The sequence below is a fragment of the Clostridium sp. genome (assembly GCF_036643715.1).
Taxonomy (GTDB): domain Bacteria; phylum Bacillota; class Clostridia; order Clostridiales; family Clostridiaceae; genus Clostridium.
Genome location: NZ_JAVXRL010000012.1, coordinates 55,430 through 67,209, shown reverse-complemented (window position 1 = coordinate 67,209; position 11,780 = coordinate 55,430). Strand labels below are relative to the sequence as shown.

The following is an 11,780-nucleotide window of genomic DNA, read 5'->3' as shown; positions in this document are numbered from 1 at the left end:
AATTTAATAGATAACTAAGGAAAGATAGTAAAGTTGATATGTTATTATTTGGTAATTGTATATCAAAAAATAATTAAAAATGTATTTATTAAATATTACCACAAATTTAAATAAATAATATCAAAAGCAATGGAATTTAGATTTTACGTAATACTAAATTCAAGTATGTACCTGAATTTAAAAAAATATAACTGGAAAAAAATCCAGTTATATAATAAAGATAGAATATTAAATTACAAAAAACTCTTCTATATTCTCATTATCTCTAAGTTTTGTTGAATATTTTAAATGACTTTGCTAATTTGTTATTCTTCTAGCTGCATAAAAACTCCAAATATTTGAAATTTTAACTACATCTCCTGTTTGAGGAGCATGTATTATTTTACCGTTTCCTATATAAATTCCTACATGATGACTACTCGGAAAAACTAAATCACCAACTTTTAAATTTGACCTTGATACTGATTTACCCTCATTTATTTGGGTATATGTAGTTCTACTAATATTTATTCCTAATGCATGTTTATATACATACTGAGTGAATCCTGAGCAATCAAATCCATTAGGAGTTGTCCCACCATATACATACTTTGTTCCTAAGAATTGCTTAGCATAATTTACTACTTCTTCTCCTTTGTTTTCATATTTTCCACTTTTAGAAAGGTAATAACCATCAATAGTAGTATTGGTCATCATTTCTCCATTTTTAGGGTTTAAATAATACCAGGAATCTCCATCCTCAAGCCAACCTGTTTTCATTTTACCGTTTTCTTTATCAAGGAAATACCATTTATTATCCAGCTGTCTCCAACCTGTATCCATACTTCCATCAGGCTTTAAATAATACCAAGAGTCACCCTCTTTAAACCAGCCTGTCTTCATTTTACCGCTTTCTTTATCAAGGAAATACCATTTATTATCCAATTTCCTCCAACCTATATCCATACTTCCATCAGGCTTTAAATAATACCAAGAGTCACCCTCTTTAAACCAGCCTGTCTTCATTTTACCGCTTTCTTTATCAAGGAAATACCATTTATTATCCAATTTCCTCCAACCTATATCCATACTTCCATCAGGCTTTAAATAATACCAAGAGTCACCCTCTTTAAACCAGCTTGTCTTCATTTTACCGTTTTCTTTATCAAAAAAATACCATTTACCATCAATTTTTTTCCAGCCTTTAACTAATGTATTATTTTCATAAAAATATACGTTACCTTCATTATGTATTAGTCCATTTTTAGTTGCTTCAGAATTCACTTTTTCATTAGAAGTTACTTTTTCAGTAGCATTAACCTTTTCGGTATTAATGCAACTAAAACCTATGATGATAAGCAGTGCAACTATAAAATTTGTAAATTTTATATATTTTTTCATATAATCACCTCTTTATTATTATATTACATTTATAGTTTTAAAAAAAAATAATTGATTTTTTTTACAAAATATTTAATATATACACAGATATGTAATAAATGTATAATAGATAAATTATTATATATAAATAAACGGAGATAAAGGTATAGAAAGAGAATATATGAATTTTAGATAATCGCATAGTAATACAAAAAAAGATGAAACTATAAGATTTATTTTTAAAAATCCATATGGATTGATAAAATGTTTAATAGAAAAGCCATTTTTTAAAATTAGACTTCATATATTGTGCAGGGGGCAATATTTATTATAAATAAGAATACTTGCTATATGAGTGTGTTCAGAAAAAACTCTGTTTGTTAAAATTGAATTATATGAAAACTTGGATTTAAGTAACAAAAGAAGTATCTATAATAGATGGTAATATTGATATATTAGTTGTGATACAACCTAAAATGAGTGTTTCAAGTTGTATTGATTTCTTGAAAATAAAAGGGAATTTACTTATATTTAAAAAATGAAATATAAGTATGGAAATATTAGGTGAATAATAGTTTAAGTAGATAAAGTTAGGACAAATAAAAAGGTTAGTGAAAAATATATAACGTATAAAGAAAAAAGATATGAGTTGCTGATAAAATAAGTATAAAAGAATGTATATATATTTTTAAATTAAAAGAAGTAACAATAAAAATATAGATGACAACATTTTTAAGGTCGTAATATGCAATCACCATTTGGGTATGTGTTAGATACTAATCAAAATATTTATAACTGTGATAATTATAAATTTACAATGAAAGGAAGAATGCACTTGGAATACAATAAAAAAATAGCCTTATAATTTCAAAAAAACTTTGAAATTATAAGGCTTATTTTAAAACCTCTATTTATATAGATGTTACTTCATTTTCTAATTCAGTCATTAAAGATTGTACAGTTGTAATCTCTTTAATCTTACTAACATTTTCTCCACAGAAAATAAGTCCATTGTCTAAATCACCATTAACTGAGTTAATAAGTGCTTTAGTAATACAGTATGGAGTTGTCCTTGGGTCACAAGGCGTTAAACATCTAAAACATTTTTCAACCTTAATTGGACCTTCCTTAGTTCTATTTACAAAAGGATTAAGAATAGCTCTTCCTGGCATACCAACCGGGCTTGTTACTATACCAACTTCCTTTTCACCTGCATTTACGTAAGCATTTTTAAATTCTAAAGAAGCATCACATTCTTCTGTAGCAACAAATCTAGTTGCCATTTGAACACCAGAAGCTCCAAGCTTTAAGTATTTAGCTATATCTTCACCTGTAAATATTCCACCAGCTGCAATAACTGGTATTTTCTTATTATATTTATCTTCGTATTCTTTAACATGATTAACTATATCAACAACCGTATCATCAAAAGTATCACTAGCACTTTCAATTTCATCTTTTTTAAATCCTAAGTGACCACCGGCTTTTGGTCCTTCAACAACAATCATGTCTGGTGTTATGTTATCGTGTCTATCCCATAACTTCATTATAACTTTAGCTGCCTTTAGTGATGAAACTATTGGAGCAAGCTTAACATTATAACCTTTTGTAAGCTTTGGAAGTGCAGTTGGCATTCCAGCACCTGATATTATAAGGTCAATACCACTTTCTAAAGCTGTTTTTATATATTCTGCGTATTCTTTAGTTGCTACCATAACATTTACGCCAATTATTCCATTATTACATTTATCTTTTGCTAATTGTATATGTTTCTTTAAAGCTCTTAAATTAGCTTCAAGTGGATTTTTATCAAAATCAGCTTCTTTAAAGCCTATTTGAGCAGATGATATAATTCCTATACCACCAGCATTTGTAACAGCTGATGCTAAATTTGAAAGAGAAACACCTACACCCATTCCCCCTTGGATTATAGGAAGTCTTGATACTAGATCTCCTATTTTTAGAGAGTTTAAATTCATATAATACACCTCATTTACTTTGAAATTTAAATATTTTGATTATCAAAATATATTTTAGTATATTATAATCTAAAAATTATAAATTAACAATATAAAAAATTAATCAAAAAAAATATTATTGACATAATGTAGCATATCATGGTAAAATTAAAAACGTCTTAGGGGTATGGCTCAATTGGTAGAGTAGTGGTCTCCAAAACCATTGGTTCTGGGTTCAAGTCCTAGTGCCCCTGCCACAAAACACTTAGTACTTATGTATTAAGTGTTTTTTTTATTCAAAAAAATAAATAATTAATACATAAAAATCAAATTAAGTAATATTATTCAATAACGAATTATTATAATATATATAGTTATTTTATGAAAAGCTTTTCCAATTTGAAAAAATTCAAAATAAATACATTTAAATATGAATTTTGTTAATATAATAGGTTATTTTGTAATAATAGTAAAAAATATGGCTAAAAAACTAACAAAACAAGAAAAGTTTTAATAAAAACGTAAATTTGTTAATACTTATTTAAAAAATATGATATAATTTAACAAAGAGATTCGACAGGGGGATGGAAATGAAAAAAAGAAATAAAAAGATTTTAATCGGTGTTTCAATTCTAATATCGATTGCTATTATTGGATTTTTTATATCATCCAAAGTACTTAATGAAAAGAAAATAATAGACTCAACTGTTAATGTAAGTGTTAATAATGGAAACAAAGTAAATGATGTTGTAAATACTATAACAGAAATAGATTATCAACCATTAACCTCTTTAAAAGAAGAAGATAGTTCAAAAGCTTACGTTGTAGTTAATTTAGATAATAAATCATTAGAAGATAAAATAGGTAGTATTATAGATATAGCTAATAAATCAAAAATAAAGATAACATTTATAGAAAATGAGGATATTGCAGATAAGAGTAAACCTTATTTTAATATGATAGAAGAAAATGGACATACAGTATTACCAAATAATATAGATATTAAAGACATATTATCAAAAAATCACGTAAAGATAATAGATGAAGATCAAAAAAAAGATTTTAAAGATTTGGAAAATCAAGACGTAGCATTTTTTATTGATATAAATAATGAAGTGGAAAATATAGATAATAGAGATAAAGATAGAATTTTCGAATGTATTTTTAATTTGAAAAATGATTTTTACTCATTCAAAGCACTTATATAGAAAAAATTGCATAATGATTTAAAAATTACATGTAATTAAAAAACTTATTGTGGTTAAAATACTAGTGTAAGATAAATTGAAACAATTAATCTTACAAAATACCATAAAGCCTTAGGAGGGATCGATTATGTCAAATAGAGTAATAGTTCCAGAAGCAAAAGAAGGATTAAGTGCATTTAAGAATGAAGTAGCGAGAGAGCTAGGAGTACCATTTTCAGACTATAATGGAGACTTAAGTTCTAAACAATGCGGCTCCGTAGGTGGCGAAATGGTTAAGAGAATGGTTGAACAATATGAAAGTTCTCTAAAGTAAACACTTACTAAAAGTTAATTAAGAGAAAGCATTGGAAGTTACACCACCAGCAACTTAAATGTTGTTCAACCGAGAGGGCGATTTTATAATCGCCCTCTTTCTTTTTATGGGAAATATATGATAAAATGAGAACAAAAGTTCGTAAAAGAGAGGGTTTTTCATGAAAACGGTAAGAATACTTCACTGTGCAGACATACATTTTGATACACCTTTTAAGGAATTTACAAATGAGTATGCACAAAATAGTAAAGAAGAGATTAAAGAAGTTTTTAATAAAATAATAAATATATGTAATGATGAAAAAATTCAAGTGATGCTTTTAGCAGGTGATATTTTTGATAATTATACTGTTAGTAAAAGTACATTAGCTTTTATTAAGGAAACAATAGAAAAATTAAAAGGTACAAAAGTTTTCATAAGTCCAGGTAATCATGATCCTTATAATTTCAAATCTTTTTATAAATTAATTGATTGGCCTGAAAATGTACATGTTTTTAAAAGCGATATGGAAAGAGTAGTAATAGATGAATTAGAACTTTGCGTTCATGGAGGAGCGTTTACAGATAATTATGTAAATGAATCTATGTTAAAAAATATTGATATATATGATGGATATATTAATGTTGGGGTCATACATGGTGAATTAGCAAGTGGATTAAGTGGAAATGAATATAATCCAATTACACTAAAAGATATTGAGGATAGCAAATTAGACTACTTAGCATTAGGACATAGACATAAATTTAATGGGATATTAAAAGAAGGTATAACTAGCTATGCTTATAGTGGATGCCCTCAAGGTAGAGGATTTGATGAAACTAACGAAAAGGGCGTATTAATTGGGGAAGTTAGTAATGGATACGCTAACATGGTATTTAAAAAAACTTGTAAAAGAGAATATTTAGAAAAAGAAATAGATATAACATCACTATTTGGATATAAGGAAGTAAAAGAAAAAATAATAGAAGAACTTAAAGATTTTAATATAAAGGAAGATATTTTTAAAGTAACTTTAACAGGAAGTTTGGAGGCAAGCTTTAAAATTGATGAGAAAGTTCTTAAAGAAAAGCTAAATAAAGATTTTTATTTTATAAAAATTAAAGATAATACAAACATAATATCAAATACAGATGATGTTTATAATGAACATTCAATAAAAGGGATTTTTATTAAAAATTTAAATGATAAAATGAGCAGTGCAACAGGTGAGGAAAAAGAAATAATAGAACTTGCCCTAAAAATAGGATTGCAAAGTTTAACGTCAGAGGAGGTGAATCTAGATGATTATTAAAAAGATTAGAATAAAAGCCTTCGGTGGAATTAAAGAAAAAGATATAGATTTAACAGATGGAATAAATCTTATATATGGTGAAAATGAAAAAGGAAAGAGTACTGTAGAAAATTTCATTAGAGCATGGTTATTTGGATTTACAGCAGCTAGAGGTGGAAAGAATAACTTAAGGAAGAGATACATGCCATTTACTGGCGAGAAGATGCAGGGAGAGCTATTAGTAAGTCATGAAGGTAAAGAATATATTATAGCTAGAACGTTTGGTAATACTAAGAAGGAAGATACATCAGTAATATATGATGGATTAACAGGAGAAGAGATAAAGGATATAAATAAGGATGAGCCAGGAACGTACTTTTTAGGAGTTAATGGAAACACTTTTGTTAAAACGTTATTTATACCTCAGCTTGGAATATCTTTTGCTAAAGATAGAGAAGAGCAGATAATGGACAAAATAATAGATGTCTTTGGTTGTGGAGAAGGTGAAGTATCAGCATATAAAGCTATTTTAAAGCTTAAAGATAATAAAAAATCATTAACGACAACAAGAGGCAATGGTGAACTTGATATATTAAAGAGCAGATACAATAAAGTAATAGAAGAAAGATATGAAGCTTATAAAATAGCAGAAGAAAATTTAGAAGATGAAAGTGAATTAATAAATAAAAAAGAAGAAAGAAAAAAACTACGAGATGAAATTAATAAATTAGAATTATTTAAAAAGTATTTAAAGAAGAGCAAACTTCAAAAGGAATATGGAGAAATAACTAATTATTTAAAAAAGAGCGAAAACTTAAAAAGACAAGAAAAAGAATTAGAAAATGAATTAAAAAGAGAAAAGGGATATATAACTGAAGATTATATAAATGAATTAAGTGAAGAAAATAAAAAATACTTAACTCTATTAGATATAAAGAAAGAAAATGAATATGATTTAAAAGAATTAGAAGAAAAAATAGAAAGAGAAACTTTAAATGTTAATGGATATGAAGTGTTTAAAGACATGGAAGATGGTCTTAAAGAAAAGCTAATAAGACTAAATATAGAGCAAGAAGCACTTAAGGAAAAAGTTATGAGAAGTAAAGCGTTAAAGCTTTCAATTAAGGATGAAGAAAATAAGTTAGCTAAAAAGAAACAGTTTTTAGGTGACATAATTAAATTAACGCCTCATAGAGAAAAGATAAGGAGTTTATTTAAAGAGTACGAAGATAATCTTCATAGATTAAAGGAAGAAATAGAATCAGGAAATTTTAAAGATAGTGATAAAGATGCTAAAAAATCATTACAGACCAAAAGGAATGTTGGTTGTGCAATTGCAACTATTGGAATAGCTATTTTTATATATAATATTGCGTCAAGTAATAGCACCATTATGTATATAATTGCTGCAATACTATTTGCATTAGGGGGAATATCTTTCGCTAAGATTAATAGTGAACTTAAATATTTATATAGTAGTTATGAGTGTGAAAAGAAGATAGAAAGTTTAAATGTAGAAATTAAAAAAATAGAAGATAGACTTAATGATTATTTAAAATTAATTGAATGCAAAGATTATGAAAACTTATTAAGAGCTGTAAGTGCATTAGAAAATTTCTATATGTTAGAAACTAAAGTTAAATTAAGGATAGAAGAAAGAACATTACAACTAGAACAAACATATTCTGAAAAAGACATGGAAAATTACAATAAGAATAATAAAATGATCATTCAAATAATGAAGCTTTGTGGTTGTGATACTATTGATGAAATATATTTAGAATTAGATGCGTATGAGAAAGTTAAAAGAGAAATAGAAGTACTAAACTTAGAGAAAAATTCAAAGAATGAATCATTAGAGAGAATTTCTTTTGAACTTGAAGAAAAAGAAAAAGGAATAAAAGAGAAACTTGAAATAATGGATTTAGATCATATTAAATTAGTGGATTTAGAAATGTACTTAAAAGAGTTTAGAAACAAGCTTGAAGGTAAGAAGGATTTAGAAAAAGCACTTGAGAGTGTTGAGGAAACTTATAAAGTTCTTTTAAAGGATAGAGATATAGAAAATATAAGGGAAGAACTATCAGATATACTAAGAGAAGATATGGAGTATAGCTATGAGTCAGAAGAAGAGATAGAACAGGAAGTTAAGCTTAAGTCTAATGAATTAATTGCTATAGAAAAGATAATTTCAGACTTAGAAAATGATATTAAAAATAGTTTCTTAGGTAAGAGAACAATAAATGCAATAGAAGAAGATTTAGAGAACTTAGTAAATGATATAAAATCATCTGAAAAGAGATTACTTGCTATAAATATGGCTATAGAAAACTTAGAAATTGCAGGAAGAGAATTAAGAGAAAGTTTTGGACCTACACTTAATAATAAAATACTTGAAGCGTTTAAAGAGGTTACAGGAGAAAAGTATTCAGAAGTAAAGCTTGGAGAAAATTATGAAATGGCTGTAAGGGATGAATATAATATATTTTCTGGAGAATACTTAAGTAATGGTGCAAATGATCAATTATACTTAGCACTTAGAATCGCATTTATAGAATTAATATTTAAAAGCAAGGAAGTAGTTGTAATATTAGATGATGCATTTATACAATATGATGATATTAGGAGGGAAAAAGCTCTTAATATGATAAGTAATAGAAATTTTGCACAAACTATAATATTCACATGTCAGTCTATTGAAGAGGAAATATTAAATAAAAATAATATAAAAAACAATTATATTTCTATATAGAATTGACAATAATAGTGAATAATATTAAAATCATAATATGCAAATGCAAATCATATGCAAGAGAGGTGCGAATTTTTGAAAAAGTTTATAGGAATAATAGGAGCTTTAATTATGTCTTTTGCTCTTATAGGATGTTCTCAAAGTGGGGACAATAAAGCTAAAGATAATGGAAAGCTTCAAGTTACAGCGTCAATTTATCCATTAGAACAATTAACTAAGATGATTGGTGGAGATAAAGTTGATGTTTTAACATTAGTAAAACCAGGTCAAGAACCACATGACTTCGATTTTAAACCAGCGGATTTTGAAAAGCTTACAAAGAGCGATATATTTGTTTATAATGGGTTAGGACTTGAAACATGGCTTGATAATGCTATGTCACAGCTTAAAGATAATGATATATATATGGTAGAAGCAAGTAAGGGTGTTAATGTAATAAAAGATGGAGATAAAGTAGATCCACACGTTTGGTTAAGTTTAAAGGATGCTACAATTGAAGCTGAAAACATAAAGAATGCATTAATTGCAAAAGATCCTTCTAATAAGGATTATTATGAAGAAAATTATAAAAAGCTAAAATCAGAATTTGAAGGATTATATAATGAATATAAGCCAAAATTTGATAAGCTTAAAAGAAAAGATTTTATAACAGGTCATGCTGCCTTCGGATATTTATGTAAAGAATTTGGCCTAGAACAGAAGTCTATAAAAGATATATATGGAGATGGAGAAGCTACTCCAAAGAAACTTGAGGAGCTTACTAAATACTGTAAGGATAATAACATCAAAACAATATTCTCAGAAAGTTTAGCAGAGCCAAAGACTTCAGAAACATTAGCAAGAGAATCTGGAGCTAAAGTTGAGAAAATTTATAGCTTAGAATCAAGTGAGGATGATAAAACTTACTTAGATGGAATGAGATATAACTTAGATGTTATATATAAGAGTTTAGAACAAGAAAATAAATAAACGTGATTTAATGAAAGGTTTGATGTGAATTAATTTTTATATCAAACCTTTTATTATGTGCTTAAGGATAATGTGTGAATTTTTTTCGTTTAATATGGTATAATAATTTATGTAAATAATGGAAGAGGAGGCGGTATTCATTAAGGCATTAGAATATTACAAAAACAATATAGAGAAAAGTAAAAAAGAAATTTCAGATATGGAAAGTAATATAAGTAAAATAGGTTGGAGTAGGCTTATTGTAGTAATAATCATGCTAGCTTCAGGATATTTTCTTTATAAAGAGGATAACCTAATACTCCTTATAGTAGCGGAAATTTTATTGATAGCTATTTTTATAGGAGTAGCAATATATCACAATAAACTAATAAGCAAGAGAGAAAAATTAGAAAGATTTTTAGAAATTAATGAAAAAGGTGTTATGAGAATAACAGGAGAATTTAAAAATATAGAGGATAATGGTAAAGAATATATAAATGATTCTCATCCATTTTCATCAGATATAGATATATTCGGGAAGAGTTCACTTTTCCAACTTATTAATGATACGTTAACTAAAGGTGGAAGAGAAAAATTAGTTAAGGACTTAACTCTAGAAGAACTTCCTAAAAGAGAAGAAATTGAAAAAAGACAGCAAGGAATTAAAGAACTTGGCGAAAAGATAGAGTGGAGACAAGAGCTTCTTGTAAGAGGAAAAAGCAAAATAAAGAATAAAAAGAAAGAATTAAATGAATTACAATCACTTTTAACTTGGAGTAAAAATAATAAAGCTAAAAAGGGAAATAAGAAAATAATAGCTTATTTATTTATTTTTATAACCTTTGTAAGTATAGTTGCGGCTATTCTTAAATTTATATCACCTAGTTATGTGTTGCTTGTACTTATGGTTAACTTTTTAGTTATTAAAGGATTAACAAAGGATTATAAGGAAGAGCTTATACTAATTAATGATATAAAGGGCACTGTTAAGAATTACTCTGAAATATTAGAAATGATAGAAAAAGAAGATTTTAAGAGCGAATATTTAAGAGAAATTAAAGGTAGATTAAATAATTCAAAAGGATTATCTTGTTCTATTGAAATGAAGAAGTTATCTAATTTATTAGATTGGGTTGGAGATAGTTCAAGTAATGCTTATTATCTTATACTTAATATATTAATATTTTCAGATATATTTATAATGGAAAACTTAGAGGAATGGAAAAAGAAGAATTCAAATGAACTTGATAATTGGCTAAGTGTAATGAGTGAAATCGATTCTTTAGTTAGTATTTCAAATTTATATTTTGATTTTGATGAGTGGAACTTCCCAAGTATTTCAAATAATAAAGAAGTTAAAGGTAAGAAGATAGGTCATCCTTTAATAGGTGAAAGAGCAGTTAGAAATGATTATGAACTTTCAAATGAAAAGATGGTTACTTTAATAACAGGCTCAAATATGTCAGGTAAGAGTACTTTCTTAAGAACTATTGGACTTAACCTTCTTTTAGCATATATTGGAGCACCAGTATTCAGTGAAAAGTTTACTTGTGGAATATTTAATATATATACATGTATGAGAACTAAAGATAATCTAGAAGAAAGTATATCTTCCTTCTACGCAGAAATTCTTAGAATAAAGATATTAATTGAGGCTACAAAAAAAGGTGAGGATGTTTTCTTTTTACTTGATGAAATATTTAAAGGAACAAACTCAGTAGATAGGCACACAGGAGCTACTGAACTTATAAATCAACTTATAAATGGTGGTGCTATGGGACTTGTATCTACACATGATTTAGATCTTTGTGATTTAGAGGAAACTGACAAGAGAATAGAGAATTATAACTTTAGAGAGTACTATGAGAACAATAAAATAAAATTTGATTATAAGCTTAGAATGGGAAAGAGTAGAACGCAAAATGCGATTCATCTTATGAAGCTTGCAGGTATTGAATTTAAATAAAAGGGG

General features: G+C 26.9%; 8 protein-coding genes and 1 tRNA gene. 7 read left to right on the top strand and 2 right to left on the bottom strand.

What is annotated here, in order from left to right:
* Positions 1-297: 297 nt before the first annotated feature.
* Both RSF37_RS05535 and RSF37_RS05530 read right to left on the bottom strand, forming a co-directional pair.
* Positions 298-1,380, bottom strand: coding sequence for an NlpC/P60 family protein (locus RSF37_RS05535; protein WP_332563400.1), 1,083 nt, complete (start codon positions 1,378-1,380; stop codon positions 298-300).
* A gap of 890 nt (positions 1,381-2,270) precedes the next feature.
* The gene (locus tag RSF37_RS05530; RefSeq protein ID WP_332563399.1) at positions 2,271-3,338 is read right to left on the bottom strand and encodes an NAD(P)H-dependent flavin oxidoreductase; all 1,068 of its coding nucleotides are present in this window, start codon (positions 3,336-3,338) and stop codon (positions 2,271-2,273) included.
* Between the two features lie 160 nt (positions 3,339-3,498).
* Here RSF37_RS05530 and RSF37_RS05525 point away from each other — a divergent pair.
* From RSF37_RS05525 to RSF37_RS05495, 7 genes are all read left to right on the top strand, one after another.
* Positions 3,499-3,574 (top strand) — tRNA-Trp (locus RSF37_RS05525).
* A 333-nt stretch (positions 3,575-3,907) separates the two neighbouring features.
* Positions 3,908-4,525: a hypothetical protein gene (locus RSF37_RS05520; protein WP_332563398.1), complete on the top strand. Its 618-nt coding sequence runs from the start codon at positions 3,908-3,910 to the stop codon at positions 4,523-4,525.
* Positions 4,526-4,652: 127 nt separating this feature from the next.
* A complete protein-coding gene (locus RSF37_RS05515) occupies positions 4,653-4,838 on the top strand; it encodes an alpha/beta-type small acid-soluble spore protein (RefSeq protein WP_332563397.1) in 186 nt (61 codons plus the stop codon).
* A 160-nt stretch (positions 4,839-4,998) separates the two neighbouring features.
* Entirely contained in the window at positions 4,999-6,129 is a 1,131-nt protein-coding gene (locus RSF37_RS05510) for a metallophosphoesterase family protein (protein ID WP_332563396.1), read from the top strand.
* Positions 6,119-8,860, top strand: a complete 2,742-nt coding sequence (locus RSF37_RS05505) for an AAA family ATPase (protein WP_332563395.1) — start codon at positions 6,119-6,121, stop codon at positions 8,858-8,860. The genes RSF37_RS05510 and RSF37_RS05505 overlap by 11 nt, the downstream gene beginning before the upstream one ends.
* Positions 8,861-8,914: 54 nt before the next feature.
* Positions 8,915-9,829 carry a metal ABC transporter solute-binding protein, Zn/Mn family gene (locus RSF37_RS05500; protein WP_442878526.1) on the top strand — a complete coding sequence of 305 codons (915 nt, stop codon included), beginning with the start codon at positions 8,915-8,917 and terminating at the stop codon, positions 9,827-9,829.
* A gap of 118 nt (positions 9,830-9,947) precedes the next feature.
* Positions 9,948-11,774, top strand: coding sequence for a MutS family DNA mismatch repair protein (locus tag RSF37_RS05495; RefSeq protein ID WP_332563394.1), 1,827 nt, complete (start codon positions 9,948-9,950; stop codon positions 11,772-11,774).
* The last annotated feature ends 6 nt before the right edge of the window (positions 11,775-11,780 follow it).

Excerpts from the sequence above, each read along its gene's own strand:
- RSF37_RS05530 (WP_332563399.1), bottom strand. The coding sequence starts at position 3,338 with ATGAATTTAAACTCTCTAAAAATAGGAGATCTAGTATCAAGACTTCCT.
- RSF37_RS05510 (WP_332563396.1), top strand. The coding sequence starts at position 4,999 with ATGAAAACGGTAAGAATACTTCACTGTGCAGACATACATTTTGATACA.
- RSF37_RS05500 (WP_442878526.1), top strand. The coding sequence starts at position 8,915 with ATGCAAGAGAGGTGCGAATTTTTGAAAAAGTTTATAGGAATAATAGGA.
- RSF37_RS05495 (WP_332563394.1), top strand. The coding sequence starts at position 9,948 with ATGGAAGAGGAGGCGGTATTCATTAAGGCATTAGAATATTACAAAAAC.
- RSF37_RS05505 (WP_332563395.1), top strand. The coding sequence starts at position 6,119 with ATGATTATTAAAAAGATTAGAATAAAAGCCTTCGGTGGAATTAAAGAA.
- RSF37_RS05535 (WP_332563400.1), bottom strand. The coding sequence starts at position 1,380 with ATGAAAAAATATATAAAATTTACAAATTTTATAGTTGCACTGCTTATC.
- RSF37_RS05520 (WP_332563398.1), top strand. The coding sequence starts at position 3,908 with ATGAAAAAAAGAAATAAAAAGATTTTAATCGGTGTTTCAATTCTAATA.
- RSF37_RS05515 (WP_332563397.1), top strand. The coding sequence starts at position 4,653 with ATGTCAAATAGAGTAATAGTTCCAGAAGCAAAAGAAGGATTAAGTGCA.